This is a genomic window from Streptomyces sp. NPDC017993, assembly GCF_044328065.1.
Lineage (GTDB): Bacteria > Actinomycetota > Actinomycetes > Streptomycetales > Streptomycetaceae > Streptomyces.
The window spans coordinates 1-24,557 of record NZ_JBIRGO010000002.1 but is presented as its reverse complement, the minus strand read 5'-3'; the positions used below and the strand labels follow the sequence as shown (position 1 = coordinate 24,557).

Genomic DNA, 24,557 nt, shown 5'->3' with positions numbered 1-24,557 from the left:
CCGGCCCTGGAGCGTTCCTGTGCTCCGGAGCGCGGTACCGAGGTGCCGCGCTCCGGAGCACAGTCGCCTTCGGGAGCGCGCCGGCGTCCCGGCCATGTGCGGCGGCCTTCCCCCGGCCGCCGCACATGGCATGACGGTTACTTCAGGGCCCGCTCCAGCCCGCCCAGCGCCGACTCCAGCTCCTCGCGGGTGATGGTCAGCGGCGGCGCGAGGCGGATCGTGGACCCGTGGGTGTCCTTGGCCAGGATCCCTTCGCGCAGCAGCCGTTCGCTGATCTCACGGCCGGTGCCGAGGGCGGGGTCGATGTCGACGCCCGCCCACAGGCCGCGCGCGCGAAAGCCCGTGACGCCCTTGCCGGTCAGGGCGGTCAGCCCGGTGCGGAGCACCTCGCCGAGTTCGGCCGCCCGGCGCTGGAACTCGCCCGTGGCCAGCAGCTCGATGACCGCGGAACCGACCGCCGCCGCCAGCGGGTTGCCGCCGAAGGTGGAGCCGTGCTGGCCGGGGCCGAGGACGCCGAGCACCTCGCGGTGGGCGACGACCGCGGAGACCGGGACGATGCCCCCGCCGAGCGCCTTGCCCAGCAGCAGGACGTCCGGGACCACCGACTCGTGGTCGACGGCGAGGGTGCGGCCGGTCCGCCCGAGGCCGGACTGGATCTCGTCCGCGATGAACAGGCACCCGGCGCGCCGCGTCACCTCGCGTACGCCGCTGAGGTAGCCGTCGTCGGGGATGACCACCCCGGCCTCGCCCTGAATGGGCTCGATCAGCACCGCGGCGGTGGTTTCGTCCACGGCCGCCTCCAGTGCGGCGAGGTCGTTGTAGGGCACCACGCGGAAGCCCGGGGCGAAGGGGCCGAAGCCGGCGCGGGCGGTCTCGTCGTTGGAGAAGCCGACGATGGTGGTGGTCCGGCCGTGGAAGTTGTCGGCGGCCACCACGATCGTGGCCCGGTCGGCGGGCACGCCCTTGACGTCGTACGCCCACTTGCGGGCGACCTTGATGCCGCTCTCCACCGCCTCGGCGCCGGTGTTCATCGGCAGCACCATGTCCAGGCCGGTGAGTTCGGCGAGGTCCGCGGCGAAGCCGGCGAGGCGGTCGTGGTGGAAGGCGCGCGAGGTGAGGGTCAGCTGATCGAGCTGGCGGTGCGCGGCCTCGATCAGCGCGGGGTGACGGTGGCCGAAGTTGAGGGCGGAGTAGCCGGCCAGCATGTCGAGGTAGCGGCGCCCCTCGACATCCTCGACCCAGACCCCTTCGGCGCGGGCGACGACCACCGGAAGCGGGTGGTAGTTGTGCGCGAGTACCGGTGCCTCCGCGCGGATCACCTCGGCCGACGAGCGCGGCGTCCCGGACGGCCTTGAGGCACCGGTGGCGGTGGCGGTCTCGGTGGGAGCGGTCATGAGCGGATCTCCTGGGTGCAGCACTTGATGCCGCCGCCGGCCTTGTGGAACTCCGACAGGTCGACGGGGACGGGGACGTAGCCACGACGGGTGAGCTGGTCGATGAGACCGGTCGCGGCCGGGGCGATGAAGACATGACGGCCGTCGGAGACGGAGTTGAGGCCGAAGGCCATGGCGTCCTCGCGGGTGGCGATCACCGCGTCGGGGAACAGCCGGCGCAGCACCTCGCGGCTGCCGGAGGAGAACGCCCCCGGGTAGTAGGCGATGTTCGCGGCGGGGCGCGGACCACCGTCCTCGCTGCCGGGCCCGGCGCCCGGGTCGTCGAGGACGAACAGCGCGGTGTCCAGGTGGTAGAAGTACGGGTCCACCAGCTGGAGGCCGACCGTCGGTACGCCGAAGAACTCCTGCACCTCGGCATGGGCCTCGCGCGCGGTGCGAAAACCGGTCCCGGCGAGGAGGAAGGGGCCGGCCGGCGCGAGGTCGCCCTCGCCCTCGCACAAGGCTTCCGGACGGTAGACGTCGTACCCGGCCGCCTTGAACCACGTCTCGTACTCCGTGGACTCCGGCCGGCGCTCGGGAGCGTGGAACCGTGAGCCGAAGACCCGGCCGGCCAGGACCAGGGCCGAGTTCGCGGCGAAGACCATGTCGGGCAGGCCCGCTACCGGCGGCACCGTCTCCACCGTGTGGCCGTGTTCGCGGTAGGCGCGCACCAGGGTCTCCCACTGGCGCCCCGCGAGCACGGTGTCGACCTGTGCGTCCGCCCGCATCCAGGGGTTGATGGCGTAGTGCACGGCGAAGTGGCGGGGCTCGCAGAGCAGATAGCGCCCGGGGCGCGCCACGCGGGGCGTCGTCGAAAGGCTCGTCGGCAAGGAAGGATCCCTTCGGTTCCGGCGGTGGGCGGTGCGAGCGGAGGGTGCCGGGTTCGGCCGGACACCGGGGGCGGGCGCACCGGCACCGGCCGAACGCACCGGTGTGCTGTGGTGACCGGTGGTGACCGGAGGTATCCGGCACGTGTTCCACGGTAAAGATCGAACAAGCCGCCGGACAAGCGACAAACGCTGCTTGCAGGCGCAGGAATCCTGCGTAGAAATGCCCTCTACAGCAGGTTCGCTGCGCCGCTCGAAGCGGAGGGCTGGCCCGCGCCCGCCTCCGGGCTCTCCGGCAGCAGGTGGGACAGGACCATGTAGCTGATGGTCTTGCGGATGAACGGCTCGGCCCTGATGCGCTCCAGCACCTCTTCGAAGTGCTCCACATCGGTCGCCCGGACGTGCAGCAGCGCGTCGGCGCCGCCGGTCACGGTCATGGCGGCCGCGATCTCCGGATGGTTGCGCACGACCTCGGCGAGGCGGCGGGGCGGGGCGGCGCTGTCGCAGTACACCTCGACGTACGCCTCGGTGAGCCAGCCGAGCGCGGCGGGCCGGACGGTGGCGGTGAATCCCGTGATGACGTTGTTCTCGCGCATCCGGTCGACCCGACGTTTGACGGCGGTGGCCGACAGGCCGATGGCCGCACCGATCTCCGCGAAACTCGTCCGGCCGTTCTCGATCAGCGCCGCGACGATCTTGCGGTCCAGCGCGTCGAACGGCGCGGCCTTGCTGGTCATGTGGCGACCCTCCTGTTCCCGCTCCCGAGCGTGGGCTCTTCGCGCCGAGCGCCATCGTCCGGAGTCGCCCCACGGTAGCGATATCCGGCCGGACGTCCGCGGGCCGCAACGCGGGCCGGGGGAGGGGGCCGCGGCTCCCCGCCTCGCGCGCCGCGGGCCGCCGCGGCCGCCGGGCGGGCGGCGCAACCGCCCGCGCCCTCCGCGAACCGCCAGGTCAGCAATCGATGCAGGTCACATGGGGTGGCGTAACCTCGCGGCAATATGCCTCGCCTAGCGTCGTCAGTCGGCGGACCGTTGGGGCCGTCGGCTCCGCGAACCGCAGCAGCGAGGAGGGGCCATGGAGGATCCGATGCCGGGCGGCGCGCCCGGGGACGGGCTGACGCGGGCCGACCGGGCCCGGCGGGTGGCCCATGTCCTGCGCGGCCAGGTGCTGCGGGGTGCCTTCCCCTCGGGTGTGCTGCCCGATGAGCGGGACCTGGTGGCCGAGTTCGACACCTCCCGCAACACCGTCCGGGAGGCGCTGGGGCTCCTGCGCGATGAGGGTCTGGTGGTGCGCCGCCGGGGCGTGGGAACGGTCGTGGTCGGGCGGACCTACCAGCATCCGCTGGGCGAGCTGTCCGGTCTGGCCGAGGTGCTCCAGCGGCACGGGACGGTCGTCAACGAGGTGCGCGAGGCCCGCACCGTACGGCCGCCGCGCTCGGTCGCCCGCCGCCTGGAGCTGCCCGAGGGGAGCCCGGCGGTCTACCTGGAACGGCTGCGGCGGGTGGACGGCGCGCCGCTCTCCCTGGACTGCACCTACCTCATCCCCGAGGTGGGGGAGACGCTGCTGGCTCTCGCCCCGGACACGTTGGAGAACCACGACGTCTTCGACCTGATCGAGACCGCCGCCGGGGCACCGCTCGGCAGGGCGGAGGTGTCGGTGCGGGCGGTGGTCGCCGACCCGGCGACGTGCGAGGTGCTCGCGATGCCGGAGGGCGGCGCGCTGCTCGCCGTCGACCGCCTCACCCGGCTCGCCGACGGCCGCCCCGCCGACCTGGAGTTCATCCATCTGCGGGGCGACCGGCTGACCCTGCACGCCACGCTCGACCGGGCCGGGAGCACCGACAGCCCGCTGCTGTGATGCCGTAAGCCGGCCGCACGGCCCGCCGCCTTCGCACCGCGGGGTCGGCCGGTGCCGCGGCGACCCCTGCCCTGGAGGTCTCGTTGGGTTTCACCGAGCCCGGATCCACGACGCGAGCCGAGCACGGACCGGCCACGGGGGCCGCGTCCGCCACCGGCGAAGGCGGCGACCGCGACGGGAGAAACGGGAGAGGGGGTGCGGCCGGCCGTCCCGCGCTCCGGCGGCGCCGGGCGTGCACGGTCGCCCTGTGCCTGTGCGTCACCCTGGTCGTCGGCATGGTCTCCGCCGTCAATCTGGCCATCCCGGACCTCTCGGGCGGCAGCCTGCACGCCTCCGCGGAGGCGGTGGTGTGGGTCGTGGACGGCTACGTCGTCGTCTTCGCCTGCCTGCTGGTGCCCGCCGGCGCGCTAGCCGACCGCAGAGGGCGCAAGGGCACGCTGATGTGCGGCATGGGCGTCTTCGCGCTCGGCAGCGTGGTCTGCGCACTCGCGCCGCATGTCGCGGTCCTGATCGCGGGCCGCATGATCAGCGGGGCCGGCGCGGCCGCCGTGCTGCCCACCACGCTCGCGCTGCTGGTGGACGGCCTGGCGGACCGGCCGCGGCGCAGAGCCATCGCGATCTGGGCGTCCATGACGGGGCTCGCCGCCGTCCTGGGAAACGTGGGCGGCGGGGCGGCCATCGCGTACGGCACCTGGCGGACGCTGTTCCTCGCCCTGGTCCCGCTCGCGCTCGTCGCCCTGCTGCTGGTGGCTGCCGTCGCCCCGGCGGCCGAGCGGCATCCGCGGCCGGCGGCGCCGCTCGGCAGCGCCCTGCTGACCGGCGGCTTCCTGGCCCTGCTCTACGGCATCGTCTCCGGCCCGCAGGCGGGCTGGGTGAGCCCGGCGGTCCTGGGCGCCCTGGCTGCCGCGGTGCTGCTGCTGACCGCCTGGACCCGGCACGAACTGCGCGCCGCGCACCCGCTCCTCGACCCCCGGCTGCTGGCCCGCCCCGCCGTCCGGGCGGGCGCGGTGGGCATGGCGGTCCTGTTCACCGGCATGTTCGGGCTCTTCTACCTCAACGGCCAGTACCTGCAGTACGCCAAGGGCTTCGGGCCGTTCGGCGCGGGTCTGCGGTTGCTGCCGATGGCCGCTGCGCTGCTGGCCGGGCCGCGCTGCGGCCTGCTGCTGGAGCGGGTGTGCGGGCGGCGCGGCACGGTCGTCGTCGGGATGCTCGTACTGGCCTGCGGACTGTGCACGGTCTCCGCCGCGGACGCCCGCACCCCGTACGCGCTGTACGCCCTCGGCGCCGGCCTCACCGCGCTCGGCTGCGGCACGGCCACCCCGCTGCTGTCGCACGCCATGATGGCCGCGCTGCCGGCCGACCGGGCGGGCACCGGGTCCGGACTGCAGAGCCTGGCAAGGGAGTTGGGCAGCGCCTTGGGCATCGCGGTCACCGGGACGCTCACCACGGCCGTCTTCACGGCCCGGCTGCCCGCGGTGCTCCGCGGCCCAGGACACCCGACGACGGTCGCGGCGGCGCAGGCCCGTACGTCCGATCCGCGGCTGCGGGCCGCGGTCGTCGACGCCTTCACCGCCGGGCTGCACACCGCGACCCTCGCGCTCGCCGCCGCCGTCGTGCTCACGGCGCTCCTCCTCGCCCGGTGGCTGCCGCCGGGCGAGTAGCCGGGGGCGGGCACGCCTCGCGGCCGCAGGATGAGGGAGGCCGAAGTCGCGTCGTCCGCCCGCGACTTCGGCCTCCCTCATCCAGACCGGCTCGATCAGACCGGCTCGACGCGTTGCAGCTTCGCCCGGCGCACCACCTCGGGCGCGACCTCCGCCACCCGCCGTACCAGCGCGGGCCCGTCCCAGTCCGGCGGCCAGCCCTGCCACAGGCGCAGCCGGCCGTCGACGACGACCGCGGTGATCTGGTCCCGGTTCGCCAGGCGGACGAGTTCCCAGCGCAGGTCCCAGGAGGGGGTGAGTTCGGGGACGTCGATGTCCACCACGAGGAAGTCGGCCGCCTTGCCGACGGCGATCTGCCCGGTCACCCGGCCCAGTCCGAGGGCGTCCGCGCTGCCCGACGTCGCGTGCTCCAGCCACAGCTTTCCGGCCCCGCACGAGGAGTCGCCCGCGCCCATTCCGTACGCCAGCCGCTGGGCGGTCTCGGCCGCGTCGATCATCCGGAAGCCGTCGCCCCGGGTGCCGTCGGTACCGGTGCCGAAGCGCACGCCCATCGCGGCCAGCATGGTGGCGTGGGCGACGCCGTTGCCCTTCCAGGCGCTGGCCACGGGGTTGTAGCTGATCGCCGCGCCGGACTCGGCCAGCAGGCGCATCTCGCCGGGGGTGAGCAGGGTGGCGTGCGCACCCAGGGTGTGCGGGCCGAGCGCGCCGATGTGGTGCAGATACTCGACCGGGCGGCGCCCGACGCTCTTCAAGGAGCGCTCCACGGAGGCGAGATGCTCGTTGACGTGGACCTGGAAAACCGCGTCGGCCTCGGCGCACAGCTTCGCCGTCTTCTTGATCACCTCGGCGGTGGCGTTCTCGGGGACGGCGATCGCGAGCGAGGGGTGGATCAGCGGATGCGCGTCCCAGCGCCCGAGGTGCGCGGGCCCGCCCTTCCCATCGGAGACGATCTTGGACAGCACGCACCGGATACCGGCTTCCTCCGTGCCCTTGGCCACCGCACCGACGTCCACCGGAGCGCGGGTCCCGGCGTCCGCGACGGTGGTGAAGCCGCCGCGCAGCGCTTCCAACGCGGCGAGTTTCGCCGAGAGATAGGCGCTCTCCTCGTCCAGCGCATGCTCCAGCGGCTCCCAGATCGTCTTGAAGATCTCCGAAGGCTGCCCGAACGACTGGGCCTTGCCGAAGCTCTGGGTCAGATGGTGGTGGGCGTCGACGAAGCCCGGCATGAGCAGGTGGCCGTCGAGGCGCACCGGCCGGAGCGCGGGGTGCCGGGCGAGGAGCTTGCGGGCCGGGCCGATCTCCCGGAACTTCCCGTCCTCCACGAGCACCGCGTGGTCCCGGACCGGCCCGTCCGGCAGCATCAGCATCTCCGGCACGAGCAGCTGCTTCCGGCCGCCGAACTGCTCCGGCCGCGGGCCGTGCGCCGCCTTGGCGCCGCCCTGCCCGGCCGCCGCTGCCGGGCTGCCCGGGGTGGCCGCGGCCGCGCTCGCGCCGCCGGTCACCGAGGTGCCGAGCAGCCCGCCCGCGCCGGTCAGCCCCACCCCGACGAGAAACCCACGCCGCCCGACACCCGTGTGCCCCGTTTCCGTCCCCGATTCCGGCATCGGCTCCTGGTCCGGGCCCTCGCCCGGTGCCCGCGCCGGATCCTGCCGCTCGTGGTGCGGCATCCCTTGGTCGTGCTGTGCGTTCGCCAACCCGCTCGCCTGCTTCCGTACTTGCGTCCATCCCACTGAGCACGTTCGTCTGCGGCGTCCGGGCGCGGGCAGCAGCGGGTGCGCTGCGCACGCGGTGACGCCAGAAGCACCCGTGTACGAGGTCAGCCGCGCCGGGTGGCCCGACACTAGAACCACGGCTGGAAACGGAACAAGGCTTCCGACATACGGGATTCGCCTGGTGGGCGAGGGGGTGGCGCAACCCCTTCCGGTGGGCGGAAGTCCCCTGGTGAAGGGGCGGTCAGGCGTGCCCCCGAGGTGGCGTAACCTCGCGGAAACATGACGCCGGGCCCTGACATGGGCGGCGGCGAGCCGCTCGAAGCCCACGAGCCGGACGACACCGGCCGCTTCCGGCCACACCCCCGCGGAAGCACACGGACCGCCCCCTCCACCGCTTGTCGCCGAACAAGGTGCACACGGCAGCTTCCGGATGAACGGCACATAGGATCCCCAGGGGCCATGGATCCGCCGGACGGGCGGTGGACGTGCGGCGATACGAGGACGGACCGATGAGACTCTGCTTCCTGGTGGAGGAGCAGTACCGCTACGACGGCATGCCGCTGGACGTGATCCGCCAACTCACCGCCTGGGGACACCGGGTGGACGTCCTGTGGCCCGGCCGGTCGCTCCTGCCGATGTCCGAGCTGATACAGGTCGGCAGACACGACGCGTGGGTCCTCAAGACCGTCTCCGGCGGGCCGGGCCTGACGCTCTTGGAGGCCGCCGCCACCGTCGGCCTGACCACGGTGAACGACGCGCGGGCCATCCGCGGCGTGCGCGACAAGGCACTGGCCGCGGTCATCGCCCGCAGCCGCGGACTGCCCGTCCCCGTCACCTACGCCGCGGCCAGGCTTGAGGAGTTCGCGGCGATACCCGAGGCGGACTTCCCCCTCGTGGTGAAGCCCGCCGACGGCAGCGCCGGGCGCGACGTCCGCCTCGTCGCGACGCCGGACCGGCTGAGCGACCCGGGCGCCGGACCGGCCGGCGAAGGACTGCTCATCGCCCAGCCGTACGTCCCCAACTCCGGCACGGATCTCAAGGTGTACTGCGTCGACGGCGAGTTGTACGCCACCGAACGCTGCTCCCCGCTGCATCCCGGCCGTGCCGTTCCCGAACGCCGGGTTCCCCTCACCCCCGAAGTCGCCCGGATCGCCGCCGAGATCGGCACGGTCTTCGGCCTCGACCTCTACGGGGCCGACATCCTGCTCGGCCCGGACGGCCCCGTGATCGTCGACATCAACGACTTCCCCAGCTTCCGCCAGGTCCCCGACGCGGTCGCCCGGGTGTCCGCCGCGGTGCTGCGGCTCGCCCGCACCGGCACCGGGCGCCCGGGCCCCACTCCCACCGCCGCACCGTCCCCGGTGCCGGACCCGGCGCCCGCCGCGGTCGGCGGCACCCGATGAGGATCTGCCTGATCACAGCGGCCCCCGACCACCCCCTGCTGGCCGCCACCACCGCGCTGCTGACCCCGCGTCACCACGTCGTGTCGCTGGACCCCGAGGCGGACGGCGCACCCTCCGCCGGACCGCCCGGCGGCGCCGAGCCGGCCGACGTCTACCTGCTCAAGTCCCGTACGACGCGGGCGCTGGCCCTCGCCGCCGCGCTGGAGAGAAGGGGCGCCCCGGTGCTCAACTCCGCGGCGGCTACGGCCCTGTGCCAGGACCGGGTCGCGATGGCCGAGCTGGCGCGCCGGGCCGGGCTGCCCTTCGCCGCCACCACCGCCGTGGCCACGCTCACCGACCTGGCCGAGGCCGGGGCGCCGGCGGGCCCGCTGGTCATCAAGAGCCGGCACAGCAGGCGTCACGACCTCGTGGCGCGGGTCGACAGTGCCGCGGAGCTGCGGAAGCTGGCCGACGCCTGGCCGCAAGAACCGGTGGTTGTCCAGGAGTTCACCGCGAACAGCGGCTGGGACCACAAGCTGTGGGCGATCGACGGCCGGCTCTTCGCCGGGCTGCGCCGCTCGGAGCTGGCGCCGGACGGACGCGGGCCGACCCTGCCGCTGCCGGTCGGCGACCTCCCCGCCGAATGGACCGCGGCGGTGCTCCGCGTCGGCGAGACCTTCGGGCTGGACGTCTACGGCGTGGACCTGCTGGATTCCGGTGGGGGCACACCACTGATCGTGGACATCAACGCCTTCCCCGGCATCCGCGGCCAGGCCGGCGCACCGGAGGCACTGGCGGAACTGACCCTGCGCGCCGCCGCGGGAACGGCCGTACGGCGCACGGGACTTCACGGCTCCCGCGGCCCCGCCCTGCCGGTCCGCTCATATCAACATCCCGGTTGGGTGCGCAAGTCCTCGTAAGGACGGGGCTACCGCGATGTGGCCAGGGGTAGTGCTCCTGGCGACCAGGGGGCGTACGTCGTTTCGTCGCGCCTTCGCACGTACCGGGAGAGGCCAGGAACGGTGACACAGCCATTCGAATTGCCGACCTTCTACACCCCGCATCCGGCGCGTTTGAACCCGCATCTGGAAGCGGCGCGAACGCATTCGAAGGAGTGGGCCCGCGGCATGGGAATGCTGGAGGGCTCCAACATCTGGGACGAGCGCGACCTCGACGCCCACGACTACGCCCTGCTCTGCTCCTACACCCACCCCGATGCCCCCGAGCCGGCGCTCTCCCTGGTGACCGACTGGTATGTGTGGGTCTTCTTCTTCGACGACCACTTCCTGGAGAAGTTCAAACGGACGCTGGACCGCAAGGGCGGCAAGGAATACCTCGACCGGCTGCCGGCCTTCATGCCGATGGACCTGTCCGCCCCCGTGCCGGAGCCGACCAACCCCGTCGAGGCCGGACTGGCCGATCTGTGGGCGCGCACCGTGCCGGCCATGTCCCTGGAATGGCGGGCGCGTTTCGCCGAGAGCACCGAGCACCTGCTCAATGAATCGCTCTGGGAACTGTCCAACATCAACATCCACCGCGTACCCAACCCCGTCGAGTACATCGAGATGCGCCGCAAGGTCGGCGGCGCGCCCTGGTCCGCCGGACTGGTGGAGTACGCGACCGGCGCCGAGGTCCCCGCGGCCGTCGCCGACTCCCGCCCCCTGCGGGTCCTCAAGGACACGTTCTCCGACGGGGTGCACCTGCGCAACGACCTCTTCTCCTATCAGCGGGAGATCGAGGACGAAGGCGAGCTGAGCAACGGCGTCCTGGTGCTGGAGACGTTCCTGGACTGCACCACCCAGGACGCGGCGGAGGCGGTCAACGACCTCATCACCTCACGACTCCAGCAGTTCGAGAACACCGTTGTCGCCGAACTCCCGGTCCTCTTCATGGAGAAGGGCCTCGATCCGCACGCCTGCGCCGACGTCCTGGCGTACGCCAAGGGCCTCCAGGACTGGCAGTCCGGCGGTCATGAATGGCACATGCGCTCCAGCCGCTACATGAACGGCGGCGGATCGGCCGCCGAAGCACCCTCGGCCGCGCCCTGGTCCCCCTTTGCGGTCGGCGGCATCGGCACCTCGGCGGCGGATCTGAAGACCGCGCTGCGCACGGCCTGCGCCCAGCGTCTTCGCAGCCACACCCACGTCCCGAACCAAAAGGTCGGCCCGTCCCGGCTGCCGGACTTCGACATGCCGTTCACCGCCGCACGCAGCCCGCACCTGGACGCGGCCCGGCGCAACATCGTCAGCTGGGCGCACCGCATGGGCCTGCTCGTCGGGCAGCCGGGGGTGCCCTTCTCCGACGTCTGGGACGAGGAGGCCCTGGTGAGGCACGACCTCCCGCTGTGCGCGGCCGGCCTGCACCCGGACGCCACCCTGGAAGAGCTCGACCTCAGCTCGCAGTGGCTGACCTGGGGCACCTACGCCGACGATTACTACCCGGCGGTCTTCGGCCGGTCCCGTGATCTGGCCTCGGCGAAGGTGTGCACCGCGCGGCTCTCGATGTTCATGCCCCTCGACTCCTCGACGCCCACGCCGGTACCGGCCAGTGCCATGGAACGGTCCCTGGCGGACCTGTGGACGCGCACGGCGGGCCCGATGCCCCGCGACGCGCGGGCGACCTTCCGGGCCGCGATCGACAAGATGACGGCCGGCTGGATCTGGGAGCTGGAGAATCAGGCGCAGAACCGTATCCCCGACCCGGTCGACTACATCGAGATGCGCCGCGCGACGTTCGGCTCCGACCTCACGATGAGCCTCAGCCGTCTGGGACACGGCCGTCAGGTGCCACCGGAGATCTACCGCACCGGCCCGATGCGGGCCCTGGAGAACTCCGCCTCCGATTACGCCGCCCTGCTCAACGACGTCTTCTCGTACCAGAAGGAGATCGAGTACGAGGGCGAGGTGCACAACGGCATCCTGGTCGTGCAGAACTTCTTCGACTGCGACTACCCGACCGGGCTGGCCATCGTCCACGATCTGATGAAGTCGCGGATGAGCGAGTTCCAGCATGTCGCCGCCAATGAACTGCCCATCGTCTACGACGACTTCGACCTCTCTCCGGAAGCCCGCGAGATCCTCGACGGGTACGTGAAGGAACTGCAGAACTGGCTGTCCGGCATCCTCGTCTGGCACCAGGAGTGCCGCCGCTACGGCGAGGCCGACCTGCGCCACCCGCCGGGCATCGCGACGTCGATCGCGGGGCCCACCGGACTGGGCACCTCCGCCGCGCGGGTCCTCCAGACGGCCCTGAGCGCCGGGTAGCGGTCCTGCCCCGGCCCGCCGGAGCCGCGGCCGGCGGGCCGGGGCCGGCTCACCGGTGCTCGGGGTTGGGCTGGTCGGAGCGGCAGCCCGCGTCCCACCGGGAGCGCTGGTTGCCGTGTGCGGGGATGCCGCCCGCCTGCTTGAGCAGGGCAGCCAGGTGCAGCAGGTTCCAGGTCATGAAGGCCGTGTTGCGGTTGGTGAAGTCGTTCTCTGGGCCGCCCGAGCCCGGGTCCAGATAGGACGGGCCGGGGCCGGCCTCACCGATCCACCCGGCGTCGGCCTGCGGAGGGATGGTGTAGCCGAGGTGCTGGAGGCTGTAGAGGACGTTCATGGCGCAGTGCTTGACGCCGTCCTCGTTGCCGGTGATGAGGCAGCCGCCCACCCTGCCGTAATAGGCGTATTGCCCCCGGTCGTTGAGCTGACTGGAGCAGCCGTAGAGCCGCTCGATGACCCGCTTGGTCACGGAGCTGTTGTCGCCGAGCCAGATGGGGCCGCAGAGCACGAGGATGTCCGCGGCCATGACCTGCTCGTACAGCTGCGGCCAGGCGTCGGACTCCCATCCGTGCTCGGTCATGTCGGGCCAGACGCCGGTGGCGATGTCGTGGTCGACGGCGCGGACCACGCTGGTCGTGACGCCGTTCTCCGTCATCAGGGCAGCGCTCCTGTCGATCAGCCCCTCGGTGTTGCTGACCTCGGGGGAGCGCTTGAGCGTGCAGTTGACGAACAGGGCACGCAGGTTGTCGTAGCGGTACGGAGCGGGGGGAACCGCGGCCATCGGGTGGCCTCCTCGGGCGAGCGGTGGAGTGTGCGCCCAGCCTGCTCCGGGCCGGCCCGGCGATCCACCTGACAGGCCGCGTACGGCACCGAAGACGCAAAGGGTGGGCACGGGCGAAGGGGGCGGACGGGAGCGGGGCGGCCGCCCTCGTACGGGGGTGCCGCACCGGCGGCGGGCCCGGGTAGGGTCACGCGATCGAGGGGGGTACACCACCCGGGGAGTTGCTGTGATCTGGATAGGTATCGCCGGTTTGGCCCTGGCGGCGGTGTGCGCGTACCTCGCGCGCGCCGCGCACACTCGAGCCCGGTCGATGGAGAGCGCCGAGACGCTGCCTGTACGGGACCTGAGGTCGCTGCACGAGGCGGCGGCGCAGGCCGCGGGGCCCGGCCACTTCCGGTACGGCTGCGAGGTCGCAGGTCACGCGCGTCCGCACCGGGACGGCGCGCTGCGGTCCGAGCTGGAGGACCTGGAGTGCGTCTGGCACCGGCACAAGATCTCCCGTAAGTACGAGGAGATCTACCGCGACGGCAACGGCAACCGCAAGCGCAGAACCCGCACCGACGTCCTCTCCGAGCACTCCAGCTCCACCGCGTTCTTCGTCGCGGACGCCACCGGCAAGGTGGCGGTGCACCCCGCCGGCCACGAGGTCGTCGGCGCGGAGAAGGTGCTCGACCGCTTCGACCCGCTCGTGGCGGGCGGCAACCGCCTCGAACTCGGCCCGCTCAGCCTGAACCTCGGTGGCGGCGACGGCACCCTGGGCTACCTGCGCGAGGAGTGGCTCGTGCGCCCCGGCAGCCGGTTCTACGTCCACGGCGAGGCCACCGACGCCGAAGGCCACCTGGCGCTCGCGCCGCCTGACGAGGGCGGCGCCTTCGTTCTGTCGGTCAAGTCCGAGAAGGAACTGCTCCGCGGCGAGAACCACAAGGTGCTGGCCTACGGGCTGGGGGCCGGGCTCGCGGCCGTGGCGGGGGTCGCGCTGATCGTGGTGGGGCTTGTCCGCTGAGGCGTGGGGGCGTGGAGGCGCACCGGCCCGCTGGTGCGGTGACCGGTGGCCCGGCGAGAGGGCTTGAGGGGCCGGGGGTCCGCGGGCGCACCGGCCGCGAAAAATAGCTCGCCCTCAGCCACCGTGGTATGCCTGAAACGTCGGATTCATGTACGTCCGGCCCCGGAGACGGGCCCGATCCGTGGCTCCGTCGCACGATGCCCGGCCGGCGCCTCGCTGCCGCTCCGGTCGCGCGGCGCACGAGGATTGGCGGTCGACGTCATGCCCGAGCTGCCCGATGTCGAGGAGTTCCGCAGGATCCTGGAGTCCTGCGCGCAGGACCGGCAGATCCATCGGGTCGAGGTGCACGACGCGGGAGTGCTGCACGACGTGAGTGTGCGCCGGTTCCGCCGCGACCTGGAAGGCCGTACGTTCACCCGGCCCGAGCGGCACGGCAAGTGGCTGCTCGCCCGTACCGACGGCCCGACCGTGCTGCTGCACTTCGGCATGACCGGGGAACTGCTGTGCTGCACCCCCGACGACCCGCCCCACGCCCACGACCGTGTCGTCGTCACCATGGCGGGTGACCGGCAGCTCCGCTACCGCGACCAGCGCAAACTCAAGGGCCTGTGGCTGGCCGACGAGGCCGGCGTCGCCCGCGTACTGCACGATCAGGGGCCCGACGCGGCCACCGTGGACCGCGCCGCCTTCGACGAGGCGCTCGCCGGGCGGCGCGGCAGCCTCAAGTCCGTCCTGATGGACCAGTCGACCCTGGCCGGCCTCGGAAATCTGCTCGTCGACGAGATCCTGTGGTGCGCCCTGCTGCACCCCGCGCGGCCCGCCCGCGACCTCACCGACGACGAGTACGGCCGGCTCCACTCGGAAATGCAGCGCACGCTGGGTGAGGCGGTGCGCGCGGGCCGGGTGCCGCCCCTCGCCTCCTGGCTCACCGGCCACCGCGACGACGATGACGCGACCTGTCCGCGCTGCGGCGAATCCCTGCGCCACAGCCGGATCGCGGGACGCGGCACGGTGTGGTGCCCGCGGTGCCAGCCGGAGGAGTCGTAACGTCCCGTGCCCCGTCCCGTACCCCGTGCGCCGTCGCCGGGGCGAGGTCTCCCCGGGGTCAGCGGCGGACGGGCCTGCCGGCGCTCTTCGTCGACGTCAGCGCGAAGAGGTCACCGCCACCCGGGACACTCACGACACCGCGTCCCACCAGGTCCTTCGGGTGGGCGGCCAAGGGGTCTCCCGCGTACCACGCACCGCCCGCCATCTCCTCGGCCCAGCGCCGCCGGTGCACCGGATTCCGGGCCGACAGGATCCCCGTCCACCGCTCACCGGCACCGCCGAACAGCCGCTGCGCGGCCGCCCCCTCGGCAGCCCCGGTCCTGGACTTCCGCGGAGCCGGCGTGCGGGCGCCCCCGGCCGGCTCGCTCTCCGCGTCGGCGCTGCCGAGCTGAATCTGAACGGCCACCCCGTCGATGTCCTTGAAATGGGGGTTGCGGCGCGCGGCCGGGACCGCCTGCCACTCAAACGCCTCAAGATCGCGCCGCATCCGCCCCAGGCAGCGCAGCGAGCTGACGCGGAGGTAAAGGAAGCAGAGGTAGACGAGGAACGTCACGCCTCCGTAGGGGCCGGTCACCTTTTCCGGGCGCGGGCCGAGGAGATCTGCCCCGCCGAGGACACTGACCGCGACGACCGACGCCAGCCACAGAACGGTCCAGAGCGTCAGGCCCCCACGCACCCGCCGCCGCAGCCGCTTCCAGGCGGCCCGGGTCTCGGGATGGTCGAAGGCACGATTGCCGGCGGGCTGCCGACGGGCTTCCTCCCGGGCCGACTTGAGCCTGACCTTCGCCCGTGCGGCCTCGACCCGTGAGGCGTCGTAGTGACGCCCGCCCACGGAAACTTGCGGTTCCTGCCCGTTCACGGACCCTCCCGGCCTGCGGCCCCCACGGACCTCAAGTGACTTAAGCCTGCGGCACACTTCCGCGAGGCCGCCGGCCAAAGGGCGCCGCCCTCCGGCTTTACGAACATATTAGAGGCCGTGCCGAAAGTGCCGGAGCCGGAGAAAAGGCCCCGTTGCACCCTCCCGTTCGCGCTTATTCGATTCGCGGGCGACCGCAGAATGTATTTCGCGGTGCTCAATTCACGATTCATATGGATGAGTTGGACAGCTCGTGGTGGGCAAGAAGGAATCGCCGTATTCGCGGACCGCTGTTGTCGCCATGACCGCCACGCCCCGTGGCCTTCCGGTCGCACCCGAGACGGATCGTCTCGCCAGTCGGGGGTGGTCGGCCTCTCCGGAGCCCGGCCACGGCAACCGCGGGCGACCCCGCCGCCGGCGGTTGCCGTGGCCGATAACATCAGTACTGTTGGCGTGGTCCTACGCGCGGCGGTTCGGCCTTGCGCGTCCCTCGGATGCTCGTCGTGACGTGGTCGGGCGGGGGTCATGACGTCATCCGGAAGAGCCTGCACGAAGGCCATCCCCATTTGAGCCCAGGCCGCCCGACCCCAGCAGAGGCGTCGATCATGGATTCCGTTGCCGCGGCACCGCCACCCACCAGGGGCATCAGCCTGCGCCAGCTGCTGATGGCGCTGGGGGAGCCGCTGGTGGAGTTGCAGGCCGCCCCCGCCGGGCTGGATGTGGAGATCCGCAGCGTCGCCCTGCTCGACCCCGAGGATCCGCCGCTCGCCCGTCCCGGGGAGCTGATTCTGGCCATCGGAGCGCGGGGCCGTGCCGCCTTCCCCGCGCTGCGGGCGGGTGGCCGGGACGGCGCCGCCGCCGTCGCCGTGAAGCTCGACGCGCCCGCTCAGGCCGCCGCCCTCAGCGAGACCGCCGTGGAGGCCGGTATCGCCCTCCTCACGGTGCGCAGCGAGGCGCGCTGGGAGCATGTGGACGCCCTGGCGCGGGCGGCCCTGGAGGACGTTCCGCAGGGCCCGCCCGGCGAGACGCCCGAGGAGGGGGACCTCTTCGCCCTCGCCCAGACCACCGCCGTTCTCACCGGCGGCATCGTCAGCATCGAGGACACCGCGAACCGCGTGCTGGCCTACTCCCGTTCGAGCGACTCCGACGAGGTCGACGACCTGCGGCGGCTGTCCATCCTGGGCTGGCAGGGCCCGGAGGCGTATCTGACGCGGCTGCGCAAGTGGGGCGTCTTCCAGCGGCTGCGGGCCTCCGACGAGGTGATCCGCATCGACAGCCACCCCGAGATGGGGATCCGCCGCCGGCTCGCCGTGGCCATCCGCTCCGGGGAGCGGCAGCTGGGCACCATCTGGGTGCAGGAGGGCTCGGTGCCGCTCACCGAGCGCTCGGAGCAGGCGCTGCTAGGCGCGGCCCGGGTCGCCGCCCAGCACCTGGTACGCCGACGGCGCGAGCTCTCGGCCGATCTGACGCTCACCCGGACCCTTTCGGCCGGGCTGCTGGAGGGCAACACCGGGCCGCAGCCGCTGGCGACCCACCTGGGGCTCGACGTCGGCCGTCCGGCGGCCGTGCTGGGGTTCACCTACGGCGCCGAGGAGGCTTCCGGACCGGAGCTGACGCGGGCCGAGGTCGCCAACCTGATCTCGGTGCACACCGCCGCTCGGCACCGCAGCGCCCTGCTCGCCCAGGTCGACCACCGCATCTACGTGCTCCTGCCGCAGCTGCCGCGCAGTATCGACACCGGCACGCTGCGCGGCTGGGGCGAGGAGATCACCGACGCGGCCCGCCGGCACCTGGGCATCGCGCTGCGTGGCAGCGTGGGGTGCATCGTGCCCCGCCTCGACGACGTGCCGGAGTCCCGCAGGGAGGCGGACCGGATCCTCGATGCGATGGTGCGTGTGGGCGTCGCCACGACGGTGGCGGCGCTGCCCGACATACAGGCCGAAGTGCTGGTCAGCGAGTTGCTGGCGTTGCTCTCCGCGCGCCCGGACATGCGCGATCCACGTCTGACGGCTGTCGTCGCGCACGACAGCCGCAATCAGGGGCAGCTGGCCGAGTCGATCCTGACGTACCTGAATTCCTTCGGTGACGTACGGGCGGCCGCCGCGGAGCTGCATGTGCACCCCAACACGCTGCGCTACCGCATCCGCCGGGCCGAGCAGCTGACCGGCCTCGATCTGAGCCGGCCTGATCAGCGGCTGCTCGCGATGCTCCAGCTGCGATTGCCGCCGGCCCGCTGATCCGCTGCCGGCCGGTCCGCCCGGCCGGAGGCGCTGCCGGGGGCCGCTCGGCGGGACCCCGGCCGGTCCGCGCTTCGCACGGCGTCATATCGGGCATCTCTCCTAGAATGAGCCATACGCGGCATTGAGGTGACGGGCTGGCGATGATGACGTCGGAGAGCGATCTGCCGGAGGGGGCGGGGCGGGCCTGCGATATCGCGGACGCGGCCACGGCGGAACTGAACGCGGCCGGGCAGGTCGTCGCCTGGACGCGGGCCGCGGAGCGGCTGCTCGGCTATCCGGCCGACGAGATCCTGAACCATCCCGCCGCCGAACTGCTCGCCGTCCCCGGGGACGCGTCGCGTGCGGCCGCCGTGGCGCACTGGTGCCGTACGGGAGACGGCTGGGGCGGGTCCGTGGCGGCGCGCCATCGCGACGGACGGTCGCTCCAACTGGCCATCCAGGTCTCGCCGCTCATCGACGCGGCCGGCCGGGAACGCTGGTCGGTGCTCGCCCTGGAGGAGTGGCGGCTGCCGGAAGGCGGGGTGAACCAGCTGATGCTGGAGCCGTTTCTCGCCCACGCACCCGTCGGCATGGCCGTGCTGGACACCAGCCTGCGCTACGTCTGGGTGAACGAAGTACTGGAGCGGCTGATCCCGCTGGAGCGACGGCTGGGGCGGCAGGTGAAGGACGTGCTGCCGAGGCGGGAGGCGGAGGCGTTCGAGGAGCGGATGCAGCGGGTCCTGGCGAGCGGATCGTCGGTGACGGACTACGAGTTCCGCAGTCCCGCCTACTCCGACCCGCACCAGGAGCGCGCCTACTCGGCGTCCTTCTTCGCGTTGGCGGACCCCCTAGGTCAGCGCGTCGGCATCTGGTACATGGTCATCGACGTCACCGAGCGCTGGCGGGCCCAGGAACGTCTCGCCCTGCTGAACGACGCCAGCGCCCGTATCGGCAGCACCCTGGACGTCACGGTGACCGCCCAGGAACTGGCCGATGTGGCCGTCCCGCCGTTCGCCGACTTCGTCGCCGTCGATCTGCTGGACTCCGTCCTCAGGGGCGAGGAGCCGGACCCCGGACCCGTCGACGGCACCCCCGTGCTGCGCCGGTCCGGGCAGCAGTCCGTCCGCGAAGGCTGCCCGGAGGCGAGCCTGGCCATGGGGGAGGTGGTCCGGCGGGCCCCCGCCTCGCCCGTGGCCCGCTGTCTGCGCGACGGCAAGACCCTGGTGGAGGCGGTGCTCGATGTCGCCACCAGCGCGTGGGTGGAGGACGATCCGGCGCTCGCCGCCATCATCGACGAGTACGGCTTCCGCTCGGCGATGGTGGTGCCGGTGCGGGCGCGCGGCGTCACGCTGGGGGCCGCCACCTTCGTCCGGTCGCGGCGGCAGGGCCCGTTCGAGGAGGACGACGTCCGGCTCGCCGAGGAACTCGTCGCCCGTGCCGGGGTGTGCGTCGACAACGCCCGCCGCTACACCCGCGAACGCACCGCGGCCCGCGCGATGCAGCGGAATCTGCTGCCGCACGAGCTGTCCGGCGGATCCGCCCTTGAGGTGGCGTCCTGGTACTTCCCCGCGGACGCGCCCAGCGGGGTGGGCGGCGACTGGTTCGACGTGATCCCGCTGTCCGGGGCCCGGGTGGCACTGGTCGTCGGGGACGTGGTCGGACACGGCATCAACGCCGCGGCCACGATGGGGCGGCTCCGTACGGCGGTCCGTACGCTCGCCCACCTCGATCTCGCGCCCGATGAACTGCTGGCCCGCTTGGACGACTTGGTCATCGGTCTGATGGAGACCCAGAACAGCGAGGCGCCGTCGACGGCGGTGGAGCAGGAGAGCGTGGCCGCCACGTTCGTGGGCGCCACCTGCCTGTACGCCGTCTACGACCCCGTCAGCAGGCGGTGCACGCTGGCCCGGGCCAGCCACCTGCCGCCCGCGATCGTCAGCCCGGACGGCTCCGTCGACTTCCCCGAACTGCCCGCGGGGCCGCCCCTCGGCCTCGGTGCCCTGCCCTTCGAGTCGGCCGAGCTGGAACTGGCCGAGGGCAGCCTGATCAGCCTCTACACCGACGGCCTCATCGAGGCGTGCGACCGGGACATCGGCGTCGGGCTCTCCCGGCTGACCAACGCCCTGTCGGCGCCAGGGCCGACGCTGCGGGAGATCGGTGACAACGTCGTCTCGGCGCTGCTGACCGGCCCGCCGTCCGACGACGCCGCGCTGCTCCTGGCACGCACCCACGCCCTGGGCGCGGATCAGGTCGCCTCCTGGGACCTGCCGACCGACCCGGCCGTCGTCGCGAGCGCGCGCACCCTCGTCGGCCGGCAGTTGTCGATGTGGGGCATGGAATCGCTGCTGTTCACCTCGGAGTTGATCGTCAGTGAGCTGGTCACCAACGCCATCCGGCACGCCACCGGGCCGATCACCCTGCGCCTGATCCGCGAGGGCGCGCTGATCTGCGAGGTCTCCGACACCAGCAGCACCTCGCCGCGATTGCGCCACGCCCGGACCACCGACGAGGGCGGGCGTGGCCTGCTGATCGTCGCCCAGCTCACCCGGCGGTGGGGCACCCGCTACACCTCGACCGGAAAGATCATCTGGGCCGAGCAGGACGCCTCGTCGGACGAACCGATGCCTTCGTTGGAGGGGCTGCTGTGAGCCCGGGGCACCGTCATCCGGTGCGCACCACGTCCCGGTCCGCGTCGCCTCGTTGAGCCGCGTCCCGGTCCGCGGCGCCTGCCGCGTCCGCGCCCCGGTCCGCGGCATGCCCCGAGGCCCCTGAGCCCGTCCCGGCCTCGGCCTGTCCCGCATCGGCCGCCCCCGCCACATGCCCGCAGCCGTCCCCCGCCGGGACGGGCCATCGCACCAGGCCGCGACCGGGCAGGTCGACGTAGTCGCAGTCGGAGTCGGCGATGACGCGGCGCGGTGCGGCGCCGGTCGGCTGGCCGGTCAGGTGGGCGGTGACGTAGGCGGCGCTCGTCCTGATGATGTCGCGGGTCAGCCCGAGCGGAAGCAGCGAGCGGGTTTCGGCGATCGCCTCGTCCTCGCCGGCCCGCAGCACCACCCGGACATCCGGGGCCACGGCGTGCGCGGCGACGGCGACGGCGATGTTGTCCAGCTCGTGGGAGCCGACCGCGACCAGGGCGCGGGCGCGCGCCAGTCCGAGCCGCGCGAGGACTTCGCGGTCCTCACCGTGGGCGAGCACGACGGGTATCCCCATCGACCGGGCCAGCCGGAGGTTCGGGGCCGCGGGTTCCCGCTCGACCCCGACGACGGGAATGCCCAGCTGCCGCAGCGTCTGGCAGAGCCGCAGCCCGACCTGGCCGAGCCCCACCACCACGACATGGCCGGTGCGGGGGAGTACCCGCGGTCCCAGTACGCCGACCAGTCGCGGTCCCAGCAGCCGGTCGACGATGCCGGCGGTGAGCAGCGCGGTGAAGCCCACCGTCACCAGCATCGCGATGCCGGACACCACCTCGTACCCGGGGTGGCCGGGGTGCGCCGCGGCCGGGCCGACCCCGGCGACGACCCGCGCCGCCTCCAGGAAGGCCGTGCCGGCCGGCTCGTGGAAGGCGGTGACCAGCCACAGCCAGTCCAGGGTCAGCACCGCGGCGATGCCCAGCAGCCCGATGAGCAGCAGGCGGGCGTCCGCGTCGTGGGGCTGCAGCTGCTCGCGCAGCCGGCCCAGCAGGGCGCGCCGCCGGGCGGTGCCGCTCGGCCGCCATGCCCGCTCCACGAACGCGCCGTCCCGGCGGCGGACAGCCACCGCGCCGTCCCCGTCCTGCCGTACGGCGAGCGTGTCGGCGTCGACGCACAGGCCGGCCAGCGTCGGCGCCAGCAGGTCGGCCGGCGAGACCGCCACGCAGCGGTGAAGCAGCGAGCGGAGCTGCTGTGCCACCGTGCGGTCGAAGACGGTGGCGACGATCTCGGCGCTGTCGCGGACATGCCGTACGGCGAGCGCGTAGCGGAGAGCGGACAGGTCGTCGCCCACCAGGATCGCGACACCGGCGGGGCGCGCGGCGAGCGCGTGCCGCAGCTCCTGGTCGTCCGGTGCGGCGAGGTGCCGGACCGGACGCCCGCTCTCCCGCAGCGCCGCACAGACCCGGCGCGCCAAGGTGGTCGCCCCGATCACGACCATGCCGTCCGCTGCGCCCGGTGGCGCGTTCCCGTCCGGCCGGGGTAGTCCGCCGCTGGTGGTGTCCATGGAGCTCCCTTGATCGACGAGGTCGGTGAGCTGCTGCATGCGGTGTGACCGGCCTGGACGCCCGGTGTGCGGACGGCCGCCGGGATGCGGCACTCACGCTAGGGCGCGGGCCGGCCGAGGCTTCTGTGCCGCCGGCCAAGATCTCCGCGGCGGCGTTGTCCGGCCGTACGAGCAGGGCTTCCGGGCTCCCGGGACCCACGACGGTCGGCGTCGGAGCGTGCCCCGTAGGCTGCGCGGAAGAAGCGGAACGAGGTCTTCCCGAATCCTCCCGAGGTCCCGCCGAGCTCCTCCCGAGCTCCTCGCGCGCAGGCTCCGCCGACGCGGTCCACAGTGCCCGCCCGCCGGCGATGGATCCCGTTTGTCCGAGTTATGCATTGGTCGACCGGACAGTTATCGGCCACGAGTTTGTGCGGTCTCACAAATACGCCGCCGCGTCTTTCCTCATACGCTGGCGCAAATTCATCCGGCGGTGATGCGGCTCACCTCTCACAAGGAGGTCGAGCAGAGGGCAACCGAGCGACAGCCGGTACGTCGCCCGCGCCGCAATGGGAAGACCGCGGTCCGTGGTCTCACCGTCATCGAAGTTCCTCAGGGCCTTGGCCACCGGCCGTCGTCCCCCGACCCGGCCCGCACCTGTGCCCTGCTACCGAGGCGAATTCAGCAGTCACCCCGCTCACGACCCCTCCCACCACGCAATGGATGTCGAGATGACCACACGTCCCCCTGCTCCCGTGGCACCCCCTCCCGCTCCGCCCGGGAACAGTCAGGCTCCGCACCAGTCAGGCCTGCAGTCCGGCCTCAAGAACCGCCATCTGTCCATGATCGCCGTCGGCGGGGTCATCGGCGCCGGTCTCTTCGTCGGCTCCGCCTCCGGCATCGCCGCCGCCGGCCCCGGCATCCTGCTGTCGTACGCCCTGGTCGGCACCCTCGTCGTCTTCGTCATGCGAATGCTCGGCGAGATGGCCGCGGCCAACCCGACGTCCGGCTCCTTCTCCGCCTACGCCGACCGGGCGCTCGGCCGCTGGGCCGGATTCTCCATCGGCTGGCTGTACTGGTTCTTCTGGGTCGTCGTACTCGCCGTCGAGGCGACCGCGGGCGCCGCCATCCTCACGAGCTGGGTCCCGGCCGTCCCGCAGTGGGCCTGGGCGCTGCTCGTGATGATCATCCTCACCGCCACCAACCTCGCCTCCGTCGCCTCCTTCGGCGAGTTCGAGTTCTGGTTCGCGGGCATCAAGGTCGTCGCCATCGTCTGCTTCATCGTCCTCGGCGGCCTGGCGATCTTCGGCGTGCTGCCCGGCTCCGAGAACGCGGCGACCGGCTTCAGCAACCTCACGGAGCACGGCGGTTTCCTGCCACACGGACCCAGCGCCATCCTCACCGGTGTGCTGATGGTCGTCTTCTCCTTCATGGGCAGTGAGATCGTCACGCTCGCCGCCGGTGAGTCCGAGGACCCGCGGCGCGCGGTCACCAAGGCCACCAAGAGCGTCATCTGGCGGGTCGGCGTCTTCTACCTCGGCTCGATCCTCGTCGTGGTCTCCCTGCTGCCCTGGAACGACCCCTCCATCGAGAAGCACGGCAGCTACGTCGCGGCCCTCGACACGATCGGCATCCCGCACGCCGGCCAGGTCATGAACGTCATCGTGCTGACCGCGGTGCTCTCCTGTCTCAACTCCGGCCTCTACACCGCCTCCCGCATGGCCTTCTCCCTCGGCCAGCGCGGCGACGCCCCCAAGGTCTTCGCGCGGACGAACTCCCGCGGTGTCCCGCAGGCAGCGATCCTGGTCTCCGTCGCCTTCGGCTTCATCGCGGTGGGCTTCAACTACCTGTGGCCGGACACCGTCTTCCAGTTCCTGCTGAACTCCTCGGGTGCGGTCGCGCTCTTCGTGTGGCTGGTCATCTGCTTCTCGCAGCTGCGGATGCGCGGCATCATCCAGCGCGAGAGCCCCGAGAAGCTCACGGTCCGGATGTGGCTCTTCCCGTACCTCACCTGGGCGACGATCGCGATGATCTCCTTCGTGCTCGTCTATATGCTCACCGACGACAGCGAGGGCGGCGGTCGCATCCAGGTGCTGCTTTCGGTTCTGCTGGCCGCGGTCGTGGTCGCCATCTCGCTGGTGCGCGAGCGGCTGCGCCGGTCGGCCACCGAGAAGGAGGCCGTCACGGCGCGGTAACTCGCGTGACGTGCTCGACGGGCGGGGGGGGGGGGGGGGGGCCCCCCCCCCCCCCCCCCCCCCCCCCCCCCCCCCCGCCCCCCCCCCCCCCCCCCCCCCCCCCCCCCCCCAACCCCCCCCCCCCCCCCCCCCCCCCGGGCCCCCCCCCCCCCCCCCC

At 72.7% G+C, this 24,557-nt stretch carries 17 protein-coding genes; 10 read left to right on the top strand and 7 right to left on the bottom strand.

Annotated features, from left to right (window positions below):
- Window positions 1-137: 137 nt before the first annotated feature.
- The 3 genes from rocD to ACH4FH_RS03120 all read right to left on the bottom strand — a co-directional run bounded on the left by rocD (window position 138) and on the right by ACH4FH_RS03120 (window position 2,997).
- Window positions 138-1,394: an ornithine--oxo-acid transaminase gene (gene rocD, locus ACH4FH_RS03130; RefSeq protein ID WP_398554006.1), complete on the bottom strand. Its 1,257-nt coding sequence runs from the start codon at window positions 1,392-1,394 to the stop codon at window positions 138-140.
- Entirely contained in the window at window positions 1,391-2,263 is an 873-nt protein-coding gene (ddaH, locus tag ACH4FH_RS03125) for a dimethylargininase (RefSeq protein WP_398554005.1), read from the bottom strand. The genes rocD and ddaH overlap by 4 nt, the downstream gene beginning before the upstream one ends.
- Window positions 2,264-2,490: 227 nt before the next feature.
- Entirely contained in the window at window positions 2,491-2,997 is a 507-nt protein-coding gene (locus ACH4FH_RS03120; RefSeq protein ID WP_398554004.1) for an Lrp/AsnC family transcriptional regulator, read from the bottom strand.
- Between the two features lie 337 nt (window positions 2,998-3,334).
- Between ACH4FH_RS03120 and ACH4FH_RS03115 the strand changes: the two genes are divergently transcribed.
- Together ACH4FH_RS03115 and ACH4FH_RS03110 are read left to right on the top strand one after the other, a co-directional pair.
- The gene (locus ACH4FH_RS03115) at window positions 3,335-4,117 is read left to right on the top strand and encodes a GntR family transcriptional regulator (protein WP_398554003.1); all 783 of its coding nucleotides are present in this window, start codon (window positions 3,335-3,337) and stop codon (window positions 4,115-4,117) included.
- 83 nt (window positions 4,118-4,200) lie between these two features.
- Window positions 4,201-5,778 (top strand): MFS transporter, encoded by a 1,578-nt coding sequence (locus ACH4FH_RS03110; protein ID WP_398554002.1) that lies wholly within the window; start codon window positions 4,201-4,203, stop codon window positions 5,776-5,778.
- A 95-nt stretch (window positions 5,779-5,873) separates the two neighbouring features.
- On the opposite strand, the gene ACH4FH_RS03105 is transcribed toward ACH4FH_RS03110, so the two are convergent.
- Entirely contained in the window at window positions 5,874-7,145 is a 1,272-nt protein-coding gene (locus ACH4FH_RS03105; RefSeq protein ID WP_398554384.1) for an amidohydrolase family protein, read from the bottom strand.
- An 854-nt stretch (window positions 7,146-7,999) separates the two neighbouring features.
- On the opposite strand from ACH4FH_RS03105, the gene ACH4FH_RS03100 reads away from it, so the two are divergent.
- The 3 genes from ACH4FH_RS03100 (at window position 8,000) to ACH4FH_RS03090 (ending at window position 12,135) form a co-directional block, all read left to right on the top strand.
- Window positions 8,000-8,893, top strand: coding sequence for a RimK family alpha-L-glutamate ligase (locus ACH4FH_RS03100; RefSeq protein ID WP_398554001.1), 894 nt, complete (start codon window positions 8,000-8,002; stop codon window positions 8,891-8,893).
- Window positions 8,890-9,792 (top strand): RimK family alpha-L-glutamate ligase, encoded by a 903-nt coding sequence (locus tag ACH4FH_RS03095; RefSeq protein WP_398554000.1) that lies wholly within the window; start codon window positions 8,890-8,892, stop codon window positions 9,790-9,792. The genes ACH4FH_RS03100 and ACH4FH_RS03095 overlap by 4 nt, the downstream gene beginning before the upstream one ends.
- A 102-nt stretch (window positions 9,793-9,894) precedes the next feature.
- The gene (locus tag ACH4FH_RS03090) at window positions 9,895-12,135 is read left to right on the top strand and encodes a family 2 encapsulin nanocompartment cargo protein terpene cyclase (protein WP_398553999.1); all 2,241 of its coding nucleotides are present in this window, start codon (window positions 9,895-9,897) and stop codon (window positions 12,133-12,135) included.
- A gap of 49 nt (window positions 12,136-12,184) precedes the next feature.
- Here ACH4FH_RS03090 and ACH4FH_RS03085 read toward each other — a convergent pair whose 3' ends face one another.
- Window positions 12,185-12,910 (bottom strand): flavodoxin family protein, encoded by a 726-nt coding sequence (locus tag ACH4FH_RS03085; protein ID WP_398553998.1) that lies wholly within the window; start codon window positions 12,908-12,910, stop codon window positions 12,185-12,187.
- Window positions 12,911-13,136: 226 nt separating this feature from the next.
- On the opposite strand from ACH4FH_RS03085, the gene ACH4FH_RS03080 reads away from it, so the two are divergent.
- A complete protein-coding gene (locus tag ACH4FH_RS03080; protein ID WP_398553997.1) occupies window positions 13,137-13,913 on the top strand; it encodes a GIDE domain-containing protein in 777 nt (258 codons plus the stop codon).
- Window positions 13,914-14,174: 261 nt separating this feature from the next.
- The gene (locus tag ACH4FH_RS03075; RefSeq protein ID WP_398553996.1) at window positions 14,175-14,960 is read left to right on the top strand and encodes an Fpg/Nei family DNA glycosylase; all 786 of its coding nucleotides are present in this window, start codon (window positions 14,175-14,177) and stop codon (window positions 14,958-14,960) included.
- Between the two features lie 58 nt (window positions 14,961-15,018).
- On the opposite strand, the gene ACH4FH_RS03070 is transcribed toward ACH4FH_RS03075, so the two are convergent.
- Window positions 15,019-15,819 (bottom strand): hypothetical protein, encoded by an 801-nt coding sequence (locus ACH4FH_RS03070; RefSeq protein ID WP_398553995.1) that lies wholly within the window; start codon window positions 15,817-15,819, stop codon window positions 15,019-15,021.
- 602 nt (window positions 15,820-16,421) lie between these two features.
- Between ACH4FH_RS03070 and ACH4FH_RS03065 the strand changes: the two genes are divergently transcribed.
- Together ACH4FH_RS03065 and ACH4FH_RS03060 are read left to right on the top strand one after the other, a co-directional pair.
- Entirely contained in the window at window positions 16,422-18,053 is a 1,632-nt protein-coding gene (locus tag ACH4FH_RS03065) for a helix-turn-helix domain-containing protein (RefSeq protein ID WP_398553994.1), read from the top strand.
- A 143-nt stretch (window positions 18,054-18,196) separates the two neighbouring features.
- On the top strand, window positions 18,197-20,683 hold the full coding sequence (locus ACH4FH_RS03060) for a SpoIIE family protein phosphatase (protein ID WP_398553993.1): 2,487 nt from the start codon (window positions 18,197-18,199) through the stop codon (window positions 20,681-20,683).
- Window positions 20,684-20,696: 13 nt separating this feature from the next.
- On the opposite strand, the gene ACH4FH_RS03055 is transcribed toward ACH4FH_RS03060, so the two are convergent.
- A complete protein-coding gene (locus ACH4FH_RS03055; RefSeq protein WP_398553992.1) occupies window positions 20,697-22,229 on the bottom strand; it encodes an NAD-binding protein in 1,533 nt (510 codons plus the stop codon).
- Window positions 22,230-22,936: 707 nt separating this feature from the next.
- Here ACH4FH_RS03055 and ACH4FH_RS03050 point away from each other — a divergent pair.
- Window positions 22,937-24,400, top strand: coding sequence for an amino acid permease (locus ACH4FH_RS03050; RefSeq protein ID WP_398553991.1), 1,464 nt, complete (start codon window positions 22,937-22,939; stop codon window positions 24,398-24,400).
- The last annotated feature ends 157 nt before the right edge of the window (window positions 24,401-24,557 follow it).

Bases quoted from the DNA above. Each gene is read 5' to 3' on its own strand.
- ACH4FH_RS03095 (WP_398554000.1), top strand. From the start codon at position 8,890: ATGAGGATCTGCCTGATCACAGCGGCCCCCGACCACCCCCTGCTGGCC.
- ACH4FH_RS03105 (WP_398554384.1), bottom strand. From the start codon at position 7,145: ATGCTGATGCTGCCGGACGGGCCGGTCCGGGACCACGCGGTGCTCGTG.
- ACH4FH_RS03115 (WP_398554003.1), top strand. From the start codon at position 3,335: ATGGAGGATCCGATGCCGGGCGGCGCGCCCGGGGACGGGCTGACGCGG.
- rocD (WP_398554006.1), bottom strand. From the start codon at position 1,394: ATGACCGCTCCCACCGAGACCGCCACCGCCACCGGTGCCTCAAGGCCG.
- ACH4FH_RS03100 (WP_398554001.1), top strand. From the start codon at position 8,000: ATGAGACTCTGCTTCCTGGTGGAGGAGCAGTACCGCTACGACGGCATG.
- ACH4FH_RS03065 (WP_398553994.1), top strand. From the start codon at position 16,422: ATGGATTCCGTTGCCGCGGCACCGCCACCCACCAGGGGCATCAGCCTG.
- ACH4FH_RS03060 (WP_398553993.1), top strand. From the start codon at position 18,197: ATGATGACGTCGGAGAGCGATCTGCCGGAGGGGGCGGGGCGGGCCTGC.
- ACH4FH_RS03085 (WP_398553998.1), bottom strand. From the start codon at position 12,910: ATGGCCGCGGTTCCCCCCGCTCCGTACCGCTACGACAACCTGCGTGCC.
- ACH4FH_RS03055 (WP_398553992.1), bottom strand. From the start codon at position 22,229: ATGGACACCACCAGCGGCGGACTACCCCGGCCGGACGGGAACGCGCCA.
- ACH4FH_RS03050 (WP_398553991.1), top strand. From the start codon at position 22,937: ATGACCACACGTCCCCCTGCTCCCGTGGCACCCCCTCCCGCTCCGCCC.
- ACH4FH_RS03120 (WP_398554004.1), bottom strand. From the start codon at position 2,997: ATGACCAGCAAGGCCGCGCCGTTCGACGCGCTGGACCGCAAGATCGTC.
- ACH4FH_RS03075 (WP_398553996.1), top strand. From the start codon at position 14,175: ATGCCCGAGCTGCCCGATGTCGAGGAGTTCCGCAGGATCCTGGAGTCC.